Origin of the sequence: Variovorax sp. E3 (genome assembly GCF_016082275.1) — a bacterium.
Taxonomy (GTDB): domain Bacteria; phylum Pseudomonadota; class Gammaproteobacteria; order Burkholderiales; family Burkholderiaceae_C; genus Variovorax.
The window spans coordinates 16,643-30,842 of sequence record NZ_MOWM01000084.1 but is presented as its reverse complement, the minus strand read 5'-3'; the positions used below and the strand labels follow the sequence as shown (position 1 = coordinate 30,842).

Genomic DNA, 14,200 nt, shown 5'->3' with positions numbered 1-14,200 from the left:
CCCGCAATGCCCGCGCTGCGGATCGCCGGGGCTCATGGCGCTGCTGCAGCGCGAGCCCATCGTGCTGGCGCCGGGGCGCCACGGCCCGCGCTCCGACGGCGGCTGGCGCACCGTGCCGGCCTCGGCCACGGTCGAGCGCCTGTCGCGGCACGTGAGTCCGCTGAGCGGCGTGATCGCGCGGGTGAAGCCGCTGAACGCCGAGTCCGGCGACGCGCTGACGGTCTACCGCAGCGAGATCTTCAAGACGCCGGCCACCCTGGGCAGCCCCGAGCCCGGCGGCTGGGCCCAGGTGTGCCTGGGCAAGGGCATGTCGGCGGCGCAGTCGCGCGCCAGCGCCATGTGCGAGGCGGTCGAGCGGTACGCGGCCTTCTACCAGGGCGACGAGGCGACCGTCATCGCGCCGGCCGCGGAGCTCGACGCGCCCGGCATCGCGCCGCAGGCGCTGGCGCATTTCAGCGAGCGCCAGCAGGCGCGCTTCGACACCGACAAGCCGCCGCATGCCGTGCTCCCGCCCGAGACGCCGGTGGAGCCCACCTGGTGGACGCCCGCCTGGTCGCTCACCGCCGATGCGCGTCGCTACCTCCCGCTGGCCTTCTGCCATGCCCACGCGCCCGCCGAGAGCCAGTGCCACGTCACCTGGACGTCGAACGGCTGCGCGGCCGGAAACACGCTGGAAGAAGCGATCCTGCAGGGCTTTCTCGAACTGGTGGAGCGCGACGCCGCCGCCATCTGGTGGTACGGCGAGATCCGCCGGCCGGCCATCGACCTGGACGGCATGGCCATGGAAAGCCGCCTGCGCCTGTCGCGCACCTGGGGGTCGCAGTGGGCGCACTGGGTGCTCGACATCACGCACGATTTCGGCATTCCGGTGGCCGCCGCCGTCGGCCGCCACCGCCAGACGGGCGAATGGGCCATCGGCTTCGGCTGCAGCCCCGACCGCATGCTGGCCTGCGAGCGCGCACTGACCGAGATGAGCCAGCTCATCGCGGCCGGCAAGACTTTCCGGGTGCCGGCCGCCGAGGACGGGCCCGGCGCCCCCGGCGCGCCGCACTTCCTCATGCCGATGGAGGAGGGCGGCGGCGCGGCGCTCCTGGCGCCTGCCGCGCATGCGCTGGCGGCGCAGGGCGACATCGCCGAGGAAATCCGCCGCTGCGTCGGCATTGCGGCCGGGCTGGGGCTGGAAACCATCGTGCTCGACCACTCGCGCCCCGACATCCCGCTGCGCACGGTGAAGGTGGTGGTGCCGGGCCTGTGCCACATCTGGCCGGAGCTGGGCAATCCGCGCCTGTACAGCGTGCCCGTGGCCATGGGCTGGCGCGGCGCTCCGCACAGCGAGAGCGACCTCAACCCCCAGGCGCTGTACGTCTGACCGACAGAGGGAGAATGGCGCCATGGCCCTCTTCCGAAACAAGCTCGACAACCGCACCACCGTGCTGCGGCCCCTGCATGCCTTCGGCCGCCGTCCCTCCGCCTGCCAGACCGTGCTGAAGGCGGCCGACGTGTCGCAGGTCCATGCGCTGGTGCGCTGGAACCGGCAGTCCTGGGAAATTGCCGACCAGAGCCGCAACGGCACCACCATGAACGGCGAGCGCCTGCCGGCCGGCCGCTGGACCGCCTTGACCCTGGGCGCCGAAGTGCGCATGGGCGTGGGCGACGAGTCGGCGTGGACCGTGGACGACCTGGCGCCGCCGGTCACCTGCCTGTTCTCGGGCGAGGGGCATGGCGACACCTTGACCCTGAACCTGCGCAGCAACCTGCTGCCCGACGCGCAGCAGCCCGAAGTGAACGTGTATTTCCACGAGGGGCAGTGGCTGCTCGAGCACGTCGACGGCACCGAGCAACTGAGCGACGGCGCCATGGTGCGCACTTCGGACAGCACCTGGGAGTTCGTGCTGTGCGACGACCTGGAGTCGACGTCGGAGAACCCCCTCACGCCGCCGGCGCCGGCCGCGGCGGACATTGCGCTGCATTTCAGCGTCAGCCAGAACGAGGAGCACACCAGCCTGAGCGTGGTGGCGCACGGCAAGGCGGTGTCGTTGGGCGAGCGCATCCACCACTACACCCTGGTCACGCTGGCGCGGGTGCGACAGCAGGACGCGCAGCGGGGGCTGGCGCCGCAAAGCCAGGGCTGGATCGCGCTGGACGAGCTGTCGCGCATGCTGGGCGTGGAGCCTTCGTACGTGAACATCCAGATCTTCCGCGCCAAGCACCAGATCCTCAATGCGCTGCCCGAGCGTCTGGCCGACGAGCTCCCGCTGATCGAGCGGCGGCGCGGCAACGTGCGCTTCGGCAACTACCCGTTCGAGATCCAGGGCGGCGCGCGGGGTGTGTAAGCGTCTCGGCGTTTCAGCGTCACAGCGTGTAATGGTCTGTAATTCCTTTTGCGCCCGTGCTCCCTAGAGTGGCTGCCAGTCCAGTCACTTCGTGTGAAGCGCCGTCATGGGAAAGATCTATTCCGTCACTGTCAACAACCATGCGAGCCATTCGGCCTGCTTCATGGTGTTCCAGAACGACCCCACCCAGTGGGCGCCGAATGCGCTGTCGCTGGCCTGGTTCGCCCAGTATTCGAACCCGGGCCCGAGTTCGCGCATCAAGTTCCAGTGGGGCGTGGACACCGGCTTCTCCTGGGCCGAAACGGGCGAACTCACGCCCGGCATGCAGTTCACCGCCACGGAAACCTGCGACCTGGGCGGCCTGAACAACAAGATCACGCTCGACTACAACCGCGCCTACCAGTTCGTCGACCCCGGCAAGGGGCCCGACCCGTCGCGCTTCTACCTGGCCGAATCGCCCCGGATCCCGCTCAAGTCGGCGGCCGCCGTGGGCGTGACCATGGGCGGCAGCACGGTGTACGCGGTGCAGGCCCGCGCCAGCCAGAACCTGAGCTTTTCGCCCCACCCCAAGTACTTCATCGCCTACGGCGACTACGAGGAAGGCGAAGTGATCGACGTCAGTGCCATCGACAACCCGCTGGAGCTGCCGTTCCCCGGCGGCGTCTTCGCGCTGACCACCACATTGACGCCGACGGTCCTGGGACCGACCCGTGAGCCTGTTGCAGGCCAACGAGAGCCGCCTGCGCATGCTCGCGGCCTGAACCACCTACCAAAGCCTGTCACACATCCGCAGCGGAGACCCGGCCGAAGAACCCCCCGGCCAACTGCATCACCGAATTCCGAGGAGGAGATCATGAAAAACACAGCTCAGCTTTCCATGCCGCATGCCATGACCATCGCACATCCCCACGCCCTCGTATCGGGAAGCCTGTCCATGGGCATGGACACGCGGCGCGTGCTCCTCGTGCCCCCGGGCGCGCGGCTCGAAGACCCCGACGTCACCTGCCTGCCCATGGACGAGAACGTCTGGGAAAGCGGCTACTCGCTGGTCATCGACGAGCTCAAGCGCGGGCTGCTGCAGGACTTCTGGAAGTACTACTACGGCTCGTCGGCCGAGATGGCCGTCTCGGGCGTGCAACTGATGGAGTTCCGCAAGGACATCATGGCCGTCACGCCGGAGTGCGTGGGCGAGCGGCCGTGCTGCGCTTCCTGGTCGAGCTGGCGCGCATGTGCGTGCGGGCCTACCGCCAGCAGGGCAGCCTGCAGGTCATCGCCGAATAAAGACAAAGAAGGGGGCCTCGGCCCCTCCCCGGTTACTGCGCGGCCTGAAGCAGCTGCGCGCCCATCTTCTGATGGATCAGGTTCACCGCCTTCAACGGGCGCAGCATCACCTTGAACTCGGTGATCCGGCCTGCGTCGTTCCACTTGATCATGTCGACGCCGTTGATCTGGATGCCGTCCAGCTCGAGCGTGAACTCCAGCACCGCATCGTTCGCCGACTGGAGCTCGCGCACATAGCGAAAACTCTCGTTGAAGAACACCTGGAACGCCGCGGCCAGGTACTTCTGCGTGATGGCCTTGCCGACCTGGGGCTTGTGCACCACCGGCGAATGAAAAACCGCCTCGTCGTCGAGCAGGGCGTCGAGCCCCGCCGCGTCGCGTTCCTTGACGAGCCGGTGCCAGGTGGCGAGGGTGTCGATGGGCATGGGTCTCCTGAAGCTGTTGTGGGTGACGCCCGCCATTTGACGCACGCGCGCGCGGCATGGCAAGCCGTTGCGGGCACCTGGGCGACTGCGCGACTGCGCGCGCCGACCGGCCCGCGCCGCGGTCGCTGGCTTTATGCTGCTGGGCATCACAACGCAGCAGCAGTTCCCCACCATGACCGATTTCCGCCCCACCTACGACACCGGCTTCGACCGCATCGCCACCGACCGCCTGCCCGACCTGCTGCGCGCCATGCCCAAGGCCGAGCTGCACATGCACATCGAAGGCTCGCTCGAACCCGAGCTGATCTTTTCGCTGGCCCAGCGCAACGGCGTGTCCATTCCCTACGCCAGCGTCGAAGAGCTGCGCAAGGCCTACGCCTTCACCAACCTGCAGAGCTTCCTGGACATCTACTACGCCGGCGCCAGCGTGCTGCTCAAGGAGCAGGACTTCTACGACATGGCCTGGGCCTACCTGGAGCGCGCCGCCGCCGACAACGTGGTGCACACCGAGATGTTCTTCGACCCGCAGACGCACACCGCGCGCGGCGTGCCGATGGAAACGGTGGTCAACGGCCTGCACCGCGCCTGCGTCGACGCGCTGCCCAAGCTGGGCGTGAGCGCACTGCTCATCATGTGCTTCCTGCGCCACCTGAGCGAGGAAGAAGCCTTCGAGACGCTCGAGCAGGCGCTGCCGTTTCGCGACAAGTTCATCGGCGTGGGGCTCGATTCCAGCGAAGTGGGCCACCCGCCCGAGAAGTTCGCGCGCGTGTTCGCGCGCTGCCGCGAGCTGGGCCTGCGCCTGGTCGCGCATGCGGGCGAGGAAGGCCCGCCGGCCTACGTGTGGAGCGCGCTCGACGTGCTGAAGGTCGAGCGCGTCGACCACGGCGTGCAGAGCGCGAAAGACCCGGCACTGATGGCGCGGCTCGCGCAAGACCGCATTCCGCTGACCGTGTGCCCGCTGTCGAACCTCAAGCTCTGCGTGTTCCCCGACCTGTCGCAGCACAACCTGGGCACGCTGCTCGACGCAGGGCTGGTGGCCACCGTCAACTCCGACGACCCGGCGTACTTCGGCGGCTACATGAACCAGAACTTCACGCAGACCTTCGAGGCCACGGGGCTCGGCGTGCGCCATGCCTGGCAGCTCGCGGCCAACAGCTTCGAAGGCAGCTTCATCGACGACGCGACCAAGCGCGCCTACGTCGAGCGGCTCAACGCCGTCTTCGCCACGTTCTGATCGTTCGCCGGCGCGGCGGGCCGGGGCACCAGCAGCGGCATTGCCACCAGCGCGCAGGCGCTGGCCGCCAGCCACACCAGCGGCCAGCCCTGCAGTGCCATCAGGTGCGGAATGGAGAAGGGCGTGACGAAGCACACCAGGAACACGCTGGTGTTGGCCATGCCCAGGGCCGTGCCCGCGCGGGCCGCGCCGGCCAGCGTGGCCAGCTCGGTGTAGGCCACGCCGTGCCAGGCCGACACGCACACCCCGCTCACCCCCAGCAGCACGACCAGCGCGATGCGCAGTGCCACTGAATCGGCCGCGTGCGCGCCGCCGAGCAGCACCAGCAGCGCCAGGCCCGCGAACAGCAGCACGCTGAGGCCGCTGCAGGCGCGCAGGTAGGCGGGGCGGTTGCGCCGCCGGTCGGTCCAGCGGCCGCTCCACACGCGCATCACCATCGCGCCGATCTGCGTGAACACCATGGTGGCGGTGATCACCCCGAAGCCCGCGTGGCCGAAGTCGTGCAGGAACACCGTGCCGAAGGACAGCACCGCGAACTGCGGCGCGCAAAGAATGCCGATGCCCGCCACGATGCGCCACACGCGCGCATCGCGCAGCGGGCCGCTCTTGGGAGCCGCGGCTTCCGTGCTGCCGGCCTTGCCGCGCGGCGCGATCGGCGGCTCGTGCACCCAGGCCCAGCTCATGGCCGCGCTCAGCGCGCACAGCAGCGCCAGCAGGCCGTACAGCGCGGCAAAGCCGAAGTGCAGCGCCACGTAGGGCAGCACCAGCGCACCGATGCCGCCGCCCAGCGGCACGGCCGTCTGGCGGATGCTCATGGCCAGCCCGCGCTCGCTGGCGTCGAACCACGTCATCACCGCGCGGCCGCTGGCGCCGTTCACGCTGCCGCCCAGCAGGCCGACCAGCAGCAGCCCGGCGGCCAGCCAGCCGAGGCCGGGAATGTGGCCCGCGCTCGGCGCGGCCCACAGCGCCATCGCCAGCAGCGCGATGGCCGTGCTGCCCAGGCCCATGAGCAGCACCGGGCGATCGCCCCAGCGGTCGGTGAGCAGGCCCCAGGGCAGCTCGCTCACCGCAATGCCCAGGCCCATGAGGCCGAGCACCAGCCGAGCGTGGCGTTGTCGAGCTGGTAGCCGGTGCGCATCAGCACGGCGGTCATCGGAATGCCGCTGAAGGCCACCGAGAAGGCCGCGTTGGCGGCCACGCCGCGGCCAGCACCTTCCAGCGGTGGCGCGGCGTGAACACGGGAGGGGAGAGGGTCGTGGAGGTCATGTTGCGGTGCAGTGTCCGCCGTTGCAAAGGTTTTGAAAATCAGAAAATAATTGGCTGATCGTTCGATAAAACGGGACGATCAAGAAACGCGAAACAAGGAAGACCCATGTCCCAGGTGATGTTCGATCTCGACGTGCTGCGCAGCTTTTCCACCGGCATGGCCCTGGGCAGCTATGCGCGCGCGGCCGACAAGCTGGGCCGCTCGACCTCGGCCGTGAGCGCGCAGCTCAAGAAGCTCGAGGCGCAGGCCGGCACGGCGCTGTTCCGCAAGGTGGGGCGCGGGCTCGAACTCACGACGCGGGCGAAACGCTGCTCGGCTACGCCCACCGCATGCTCGAGCTCAACGACGAGGCCAGCGCGGCCATGCGCGGGGTCGACCTGCAAGGCGCGGTGCGGCTGGGCCTGCAGGAAGACTTCGGCGAGGCGTTGCTGCCCACGGTGCTGGGCCGCTTCGCGCGGGCGCATCCCAAGGTGCGCATCGAGGCCTTCGTGGCGCGCAGCGCCCACTTGCGCGAGCGGCTGGAGCTCGGCGAGCTCGACCTCGCGCTGGCCTGGGACGCGGGCGACCAGCCCCTGTCGCCTTATGCCGAGCGCGTGGCGCGGCTGCCGTTGCTGTGGATCGGCCCCACCGCGCCGGACCGCGTCGATGCGCCCTGGTGGACAGAGCGCGAGCGTCGCGGCCCCGGCGCGCGCAAGAGCAAGGAGCCGCTGCCGCTGGTCATGCTCGACGCGCCGTGCCCGTTGCGCGAGATCGTCATCGCCGCGCTCGATCGCGCGGGCCTGCCCTGGCGCCGTTCGTTCGCCAGCGCCAGCCTGTCGGCGCTGTGGGCCGCCACCTCGGCCGGGCTGGGGCTCACGGTGCGCACGCCTTTCGGGCTGCCGGCGCACGTGCGCACGCTCGACCGCGCGGTGCTTTCATTGCCGGCGCTGCCGCAGATCTCGCTGGTGCTCTACCGCGCGCAGGCCCGCGCCGAGGCCCCGGCGAGCCGGCTGGCCACGCTGCTGCTCGAGGCGGTGCGCCAGCACGTGCAGGTCGACGCGTCGCCGGCACACTGAAGGCATGCTGAGGGTGGGCGCGAACGATCCCTTGCAGGGGGGGCGGGGCAATGCGTGAGAATCCGCCGCTGGAGACAAAACAAAAGTGAGACGGCATGGCCTCGCAGAACTTCTTGCACCTGTGGGATGACAGGTTCCTCTACATCACGCCCGCCATCCAGTCGGGGCTGACGGCGCGTTCGTCGGCCACGCTGCTGGCGTCGGTCAGCGGCCACCCCTTCACGCTGGAGGCGGCGGACGGCACGCGCGTGCACTGCACCGCCGCGCTGGTCGGCCCGCACGTGTCGCGCCGGCTCGATGTCGACGGCTGCGGGCTGCTCTCGCTGAACCTCGACCCGGCCTCCAGCGCCTACCGCATGCTCGCCCGGCAAATGGGCGGCCACGGCATCCTGCCGATCGACGCGCGCCGCTTCGGCCGGCTGCGCGACGACTTCGAACCCGCGCAGCGCGGCGAACTCTGCGACAGCCGCCTGCAGGCGCTCAGCGTGAAGCTGGTCGAGGCCATCACCGAATTCCCCGAGACCGGGGCGGCCATCGACCCCCGCATCGCGCGCGTGCTGCAGGCCATTCGCGCACATGCCGGCCAGATCCAGTTGCGCGAACTGTCGGTGGTGGCCTGCCTGTCGCCCGACCGGCTCACGCACCTGTTCGCCGAGCAGGTGGGCGTGTCGGTCAAGCGCTATGCGCTGTGGACCAAGGTGCGGCGCACGGTGCAGCAGTTCACCGCGCACCGGCCGCTGACCGACGTGGCGCTGGTCAGCGGCTTCACCGACGCACCGCACATGAGCCGCACCTTCCAGCGCTACTTCGGGCTGTCGCCGTCGTTCCTGTCGAACCAGGTGTGCGTGACCGCGGACGAGCAGGCTTCGCATGCCTGGGGGCACTAGCGCGGCCGCCGACACACCACGGCCGCCGCGCCGGTCTTAAGATCGGCGGCGAACGCGCCACGCACGCCCAGCGCCCACGCAGCTGCGTTCCTTACTCACAACAGGAACACTGAATGCGCGCGAACCCCTCGGGCGGCCTCTGGCCGCTTTTTCTCGTGCCGGTTGCGATGGCCCTCGCGGGCTGCGCCGGTACTTCCGGTACCCCCCACTCATCGACGCAACTGGCGCGGCAGGACGGCTACAAGGCCGAGATACGCCGCACCGCCATGGGCGTGCCCCACATCAAGGCCGACGACTGGGGCGGCGCGGGCTACGGCTATGGCTACGCGCAGGCGCAAGACGACCTGTGCACCCTGGCCGACGCTTCCTGACCTACCGCGGCGAACGCTCGCGCTACTTCGGCGCCGAGGCGCAGTCGCCGGCCGCGAGCACCATCGGCCAGCCGAAGAACATCGATTCCGATTTCTTCCACAAGCACGTGATCACGGCCCCCGTGGTCGATGCCATGGCCAAGGCGCAGCCCGACAGCATCCGCCGGCTGGTGGAAGGCTTCGCGGCGGGCTACAACCGCGAGGTGCGCGAGCTGAAGGCCGGCGGCGCCCCCGGCACGCACGCGGCCTGCCGCGGCGAGGCCTGGGTGCAGCCCATTGCCGCCGACGACATCTACCGCCGCATGTACGCCACCAACCTCGCGGCGGGGTACAGCAACTTTCTCGCGAACATCGCCAACGCCGTGCCGCCTTCCGGCAACAAGGTGTCGGTGAACGATGAAGGCGGCGCCATCCGGCCGATCGCGATGCAGGTCGGCGGCCACGCGGGCGTGGGCAGCAACATGATCGGCTTCGGCACGGCCGCCACCGGCGACGCGAGCCCGCTGCTGCTGGGCAACCCGCACTGGTTCTGGCGCGGGCCCGACCGCTTCTACCAGGCGCAGCTCACCATTGCGGGCCAGCTCGACGTGAGCGGCACCTCGTTCCTCGGCATTCCGGTGATCCTCATCGGCTTCAACGACAACGTCGCGTGGAGCCACACCGTCTCGGCGGCGCGGCGCTTCGGCCTGTACCAGCTGCAGCTTGCGCCGGGCGACGCCACGGCCTACATGCGCGACGGCCAGCCGGTGAAGATGCAGGCCGACGTCGTCACCGTGCAGGTCAGGCAGGCGTCGGGCGCGGTCGAGCCGGTCACGCGCACGCTCTACCGCTCGGTGTACGGGCCGATGGTGAACCTGGGCACGCTCAACCCGGCGCTGGCCTGGACGCAGGGCACGGCCTTTGCCATCCGCGACATCAACGCCGACAACTACCGCACCTTCCGCACGTGGCTGCGCTGGGGGCAGGCCAGGTCGCTCGACGAGCTCATCGCCGTGCAGCGCGAGGAAGCGTCCATCCCCTGGGTCAACACCGCGGCCGTGGGCCGTGGCAGCGCCAAGGCCTGGTATGCCGACATCGGCGCGGTGCCCAATGTGTCGCCCGAGCAGGTCGCCAGCTGTACCACGCCGGCCGGCAAGGCGCTGGCGGCCGCGTTGCCGCGGGTGCCGGTGTTCGACGGCTCGCGCAGCGCCTGCGACTGGCAGACCGACGCCGACTCGGTGCAGAAGGGCGCCGTCGGCCCCGCGCGCATGCCCAGCCTGCTGCGAGACGACTACGTGGCCAACATGAACGACAGCTACTGGCTGGCCAACCCCAAGGCGCCGCTCACCGGCTACCCGGCCATCTTCGGCGCGACGGGCAGCGACGCGCAGACCTTCCGCACGCGCGCCGGCCACCTGCTCGCGCAGCGGCTGGGGCAGGGCGCGACGGCCGACGCCGTGGCGCTTGCCGCGCTCGACAGCCGCGCCTACACGGCCGAGCTGTTCAAGGCCGAGGCACTGCGCACGGTGTGCGCCGTGCCGCGCATCACCGTGGCGGCCGACCCGAAGGGCGGCGAGAAATTCTCGCCGCCGCGCCAGGTGGCCACCGGCCCCGCCTGCGCCGTGCTGAAGGCATGGAACAACACCGGCGTTGCCAGCGCGCGCGGCGCGCATGTGTGGGACGAGTTCTGGTCGCGCGCCGCGCTGCTGCCGCCCGAAAAGCTCTACGCCGTGCCCTTCCGCGCCGACGACCCGGTGCGCACGCCGCGCGGGCTGAAGGCATCGGCCGCCGACAGCCTGCGCCAGGCCTTCGGCGCGGCCGTGCTGCATGTGCAGGCCAGCGGCTTCGCGCTCGACGCGGTGCGCGGCGACACGCTGTTCGTCACGCGCAACGGCCGCAAGATCCCGCTGTCGGGCGGCTGCGACGGGCAGGGGTACTTCACCGTCCTGTGCTCGGAGCGCGGGCTCGAACAGGGCGCTACGCCATGGACGGCAACCCGAACGGCAACAGCTACATGCAGGTGGTGCGCTTCCCGGCCGGCGGTGTCGAGGCGCGCACCTTCCTCACGTACTCGCTGTCGGACGACCCGGCCTCGCCGCACCACGCCGACTACACGCGCGCCTACAGCGCCGGGCAGTGGGTGCGGCTGCCGTTCTCGGAGGCGCAGATCAAGGCCGACGCTGCCTACAGCAGCATCACGATCAGCGAGTAGAAAAAAGAAGCGGGCGGCCTCAGCGCCGCTTCGCCAGCCAGTTCCACCCGGCACCCGCGGCCATCAGCACGCAGGTGCCGAGGAACACGGCGCGCATGCCGACGTGCCCGCCCACGAAGCCGCCGAGCAGCGGCCCCGCCACCTGGCCCGTGTACTGTGCCGAGGTCGAGTAGCCGAGCATGTTGCCGGCCACGCGCTCGGGCACGTTGTGGCGGATCACGCTCGCGATGCACGGCAGCAGCCCGCCGAGCGACAACCCCATCAGAAAGCGCAGCACCACCAGTTGCCAGCCCGAGGTGACGAAGGCCTGCGGCACCAGCAGCACGGCCGACACCGCCAGGCAGCCGACGATCACGTTCCAGTGGCCCACGCGGTCGGCCAGCTTGCCCAGCCGCGAGGCCGACAGAATGCTGCCCAGCGCGGCGGCCGACATCACGAGGCCGGCCATCATCGTCACGCGGTTCGGGTCTTCCACCAGCGTGGCCACGTACACGGTGATGATCGGCTCGATCGACATGTTCGCCAGCATCAGCAGCATGCCGGTGAAGAGCATCGCGACCAGCGGGCGCTTGTCGGGCACGGCGGCCCAGCCGACGTCGGCCGTGTCGTGCCGCTGCGTCGATGCGGCGGGCGTCTTCTTCTCTTCGCGGATCAGGAACGCCGTGGCCAGGAAGGCGATGAAGATCATCGCGCCCGCCGCGAAGAAGGTCGCGCGGATGCCGATCAGCGGCGGCAGCACGCCGCCCACCAGCGGGCCCACGAGGTTGCCCGCCATGATGGCCGACGACATGGTGCCCAGCGCCCAGCCGGTGCGCGCCTTGGGCGTCTGCGTGGCGACCAGCACCATCGAGCCCGAGGCGTAGCCGCCCAGCAGCCCGGCGAGCAGCCGCAGGCCGACGAGCTGCCACACGTTGCCCGCGATGCCGATGAGCGCCATGGCCACGGCCATGCCCAGGCTCGCGCGGATCAGCATCGGCTTGCGGCCGTAGCGGTCGGCCAGCCGGCCCCACAGCGGGGCCACCAGCGCGGCGCTGAAGAAGGTGGCGCCATAGGCCGCGCCCGACCACTGCACGATGGCCGCGTGGTCCTTCACGCCCAGTTGCTCGACATACAGCGGCAGGAAGGGCAGCAGCAGCGTCATCGCGATGATGGTGGTGAAGGAGCCGAACATGCACACGGCGAGGTTGCGCTGCCAGTGGATGTTGGCGCCGGCGTCCGCGATGGCTGCGGCGGCGTTCGGGGTCGTGGGGTTCGTCATGGGGCGCGCCCATTGTGTGGCGGCATGCCCGATCGCGCGCCTGCCGATTGGCGGCGGGGCCCATCGCCGCGCGGGAAGGCCCTGCAGCGGTGTTGCCGCGTTGCCGGCTCAGTTCTTCAGAGCGGCCGCACCTGCCACGCCGAGTCGGGCCCGAACAGGGCCTGGCACTTGGGGCATTCCTCGCAGAAGAACGGAATCTCCGACTTGCACGACGGGCAGACGCCCATGCGCACCGGCGCCTCGGAATTGCCGGCCATGGCCGTGCCGGAGAACGGGTCGGACGGCGAAGGCGGCGGCGGAGCGACCGGCACCAGCGGCATGAGCAGCCGGCCCTTCAGCGCGGTGCGCCGTTGTTCGTCGAGCCCTTCGCGCTCGGCGTAGGCATCGACGGCGTTGCGCCGCTTCTCGAGCCATTCGGGCTGGTTCTGGCGCCAGACAGTGAAGGCCTCGGCCAGCGCCATGCGCAGGAACACCGGTGCCAGGCCCGTGTAGAACAGATGCAGTTCCCCCACGTGCGTGACGAGCGAGATGAAGGTCTGCGCGCTCGGCTGCGTGGTGGAGCTGGAGAACTCCTTGTTCGTGGATGCGCCCGAGAGCAGCCCGCCGAACAGGCCGTAGTCGGGGTAGGTGTGCCCGGTCGTCGTGATCGCGGGGTTGCCGAGCGAGAACTCGGCCAGCTCGAAGTAGGGCACCACCACCAGCGCCCGGCCTTCCACGATCACGCCCACGCACGTGGTGCCGAAGGCCAGCGTGACCCGCTCGTCGGTGAAGAACGGGTAGCCCGCCGCGCTCACGACCGTGCATTTCTCCAGCACGGGGGTGTTGGGCAGCGGCGTGAGGATGAGGTCGAGGCTCAGGGGTGTCATGGGGCGGTGGCGGAAATGGGTGGAGGAACGCCGGCATGGTAGCCAGCGCGCGCCTTGTCCTTCAAAGGTTCTTCAGCGGCTCTTGACCTGCGAGCGCATGAACTCGAACACCGAGGTCTTTTCGCTCGCCGTCACTTCGAGGCGGATCACGTCGTTGGGCTGCATGTTCGGGTCGCAGCAGTTCTTCAGCACCAGGTCGCCGGTCACCATCTGCAGCGGCTCCACCGTGTTCAGCTGCAGGATCGAGTTGGCCGACTGCTCTTGGTTCTCGGCGTTGTATTCGATCTGCCGGATGCCCAGCACCGTGGCGCCGCCCACGGCCGCGCCGGCCAGCATGCCGGCCACGGGGTCGTACACGCGCACCGTGTTCGAGCCCGCGAAGCTGGTCACGCCGCGCCGGCCGACCACCGCGCCCGAGTAGTTCTGCCGGTAGGTCTGGCGCGAGGCGCCGTAGGCCGCCGCACCGGCCGCCAGCCCGCCGATGATGGCCAGCGCCACCTGCTTGGCCTGCTTCTCCGACTGGATCTCGGCAATGCGCTCGGTGTAGGTGTAGATCTGCACCGGCGCGCCGCGGAAGTAGGCCTTGACGTTGTCGGTGCTGAAGTTGACGGGCGCGGCCGTGTTGTTGGCGTAGCCCAGCGTGAAGGTCGGCTGGCTCGCGCCCTGCATCCTGAAGCGCGAGTAGACGAAGAGCTCGCGCGTCTCGTCCTTCTCGGTCAGCGTGCCCACGCCGTCGGTGTACTTCAGCGTTTGCGCGGTGTCCTGGGCGGGGCGCGGCGTGTAGGTGATGTTGGCCGTGGCGCAGCCGCTCACGAACAGCGCCATGGCGACGACGCAGCAGATGGTACGCACCGGCGAGCCCGGCAGCGGCCGGGCGGAGGACGTTTCGAATTCGCGCTGCAAAGCGCCGCTGACAGCAATCACCGGGACTCCGTTCGTTGTGCTTGGGGGAGGGTGGCCTGGCGGTCTGACTGACCAGGGCCTGACCGCACGATCGTAACTTGACGTATCTAAATGTGAACGGAAGCTTTC

At 69.9% G+C, this 14,200-nt stretch carries 9 protein-coding genes and 3 pseudogenes; 7 read left to right on the top strand and 5 right to left on the bottom strand.

Annotated features, from left to right (window positions below; all coding sequences use genetic code 11):
* The 3 genes from BMG07_RS24940 to BMG07_RS42745 all read left to right on the top strand — a co-directional run.
* A partial coding sequence (locus BMG07_RS24940) for a YcaO-like family protein (RefSeq protein ID WP_198086792.1) occupies window positions 1-1,369 on the top strand: 1,369 nt, incomplete at its 5' end.
* A 22-nt stretch (window positions 1,370-1,391) separates the two neighbouring features.
* Entirely contained in the window at window positions 1,392-2,333 is a 942-nt protein-coding gene (locus BMG07_RS24935; protein WP_198086791.1) for an FHA domain-containing protein, read from the top strand.
* 106 nt (window positions 2,334-2,439) lie between these two features.
* Window positions 2,440-3,729 carry a hypothetical protein gene (locus tag BMG07_RS42745; protein ID WP_269759364.1) on the top strand — a complete coding sequence of 430 codons (1,290 nt, stop codon included), beginning with the start codon at window positions 2,440-2,442 and terminating at the stop codon, window positions 3,727-3,729.
* On the opposite strand, the gene BMG07_RS24920 is transcribed toward BMG07_RS42745, so the two are convergent.
* Window positions 3,647-4,039, bottom strand: a complete 393-nt coding sequence (locus BMG07_RS24920) for a nuclear transport factor 2 family protein (protein ID WP_198086790.1) — start codon at window positions 4,037-4,039, stop codon at window positions 3,647-3,649. The two genes, BMG07_RS42745 and BMG07_RS24920, sit on opposite strands and share 83 nt — an antisense overlap.
* Before the next feature lie 172 nt (window positions 4,040-4,211).
* On the opposite strand from BMG07_RS24920, the gene BMG07_RS24915 reads away from it, so the two are divergent.
* A complete protein-coding gene (locus BMG07_RS24915) occupies window positions 4,212-5,273 on the top strand; it encodes an adenosine deaminase (RefSeq protein WP_198086789.1) in 1,062 nt (353 codons plus the stop codon).
* Here BMG07_RS24915 and BMG07_RS24910 read toward each other — a convergent pair.
* A pseudogene (locus tag BMG07_RS24910) lies at window positions 5,234-6,539 on the bottom strand (MFS transporter). The gene BMG07_RS24915 and the pseudogene BMG07_RS24910 sit on opposite strands and share 40 nt — an antisense overlap.
* A 106-nt stretch (window positions 6,540-6,645) precedes the next feature.
* Here BMG07_RS24910 and BMG07_RS24905 point away from each other — a divergent pair.
* The 3 genes and pseudogenes from BMG07_RS24905 (at window position 6,646) to BMG07_RS24895 (ending at window position 11,044) form a co-directional block, all read left to right on the top strand.
* Window positions 6,646-7,595, top strand: a pseudogene (locus tag BMG07_RS24905) (LysR substrate-binding domain-containing protein).
* Window positions 7,596-7,690: 95 nt separating this feature from the next.
* Window positions 7,691-8,482 carry a helix-turn-helix domain-containing protein gene (locus tag BMG07_RS24900; RefSeq protein WP_198086788.1) on the top strand — a complete coding sequence of 264 codons (792 nt, stop codon included), beginning with the start codon at window positions 7,691-7,693 and terminating at the stop codon, window positions 8,480-8,482.
* A 113-nt stretch (window positions 8,483-8,595) separates the two neighbouring features.
* Window positions 8,596-11,044: pseudogene (locus tag BMG07_RS24895) on the top strand (penicillin acylase family protein).
* A 19-nt stretch (window positions 11,045-11,063) separates the two neighbouring features.
* On the opposite strand, the gene BMG07_RS24890 reads toward BMG07_RS24895, so the two are convergent.
* The 3 genes from BMG07_RS24890 to BMG07_RS24880 form a co-directional block, all read right to left on the bottom strand.
* Window positions 11,064-12,302 (bottom strand): MFS transporter, encoded by a 1,239-nt coding sequence (locus BMG07_RS24890; protein WP_198086787.1) that lies wholly within the window; start codon window positions 12,300-12,302, stop codon window positions 11,064-11,066.
* Between the two features lie 116 nt (window positions 12,303-12,418).
* The gene (locus tag BMG07_RS24885; RefSeq protein WP_198086786.1) at window positions 12,419-13,168 is read right to left on the bottom strand and encodes a zinc ribbon domain-containing protein; all 750 of its coding nucleotides are present in this window, start codon (window positions 13,166-13,168) and stop codon (window positions 12,419-12,421) included.
* A gap of 72 nt (window positions 13,169-13,240) precedes the next feature.
* Entirely contained in the window at window positions 13,241-14,092 is an 852-nt protein-coding gene (locus tag BMG07_RS24880) for a hypothetical protein (protein WP_198086785.1), read from the bottom strand.
* Window positions 14,093-14,200 lie beyond the last annotated feature (108 nt).

Bases quoted from the DNA above. Each gene is read 5' to 3' on its own strand.
- BMG07_RS24920 (WP_198086790.1), bottom strand. From the start codon at position 4,039: ATGCCCATCGACACCCTCGCCACCTGGCACCGGCTCGTCAAGGAACGC.
- BMG07_RS24890 (WP_198086787.1), bottom strand. From the start codon at position 12,302: ATGACGAACCCCACGACCCCGAACGCCGCCGCAGCCATCGCGGACGCC.
- BMG07_RS24935 (WP_198086791.1), top strand. From the start codon at position 1,392: ATGGCCCTCTTCCGAAACAAGCTCGACAACCGCACCACCGTGCTGCGG.
- BMG07_RS42745 (WP_269759364.1), top strand. From the start codon at position 2,440: ATGGGAAAGATCTATTCCGTCACTGTCAACAACCATGCGAGCCATTCG.
- BMG07_RS24915 (WP_198086789.1), top strand. From the start codon at position 4,212: ATGACCGATTTCCGCCCCACCTACGACACCGGCTTCGACCGCATCGCC.
- BMG07_RS24885 (WP_198086786.1), bottom strand. From the start codon at position 13,168: ATGACACCCCTGAGCCTCGACCTCATCCTCACGCCGCTGCCCAACACC.
- BMG07_RS24900 (WP_198086788.1), top strand. From the start codon at position 7,691: ATGGCCTCGCAGAACTTCTTGCACCTGTGGGATGACAGGTTCCTCTAC.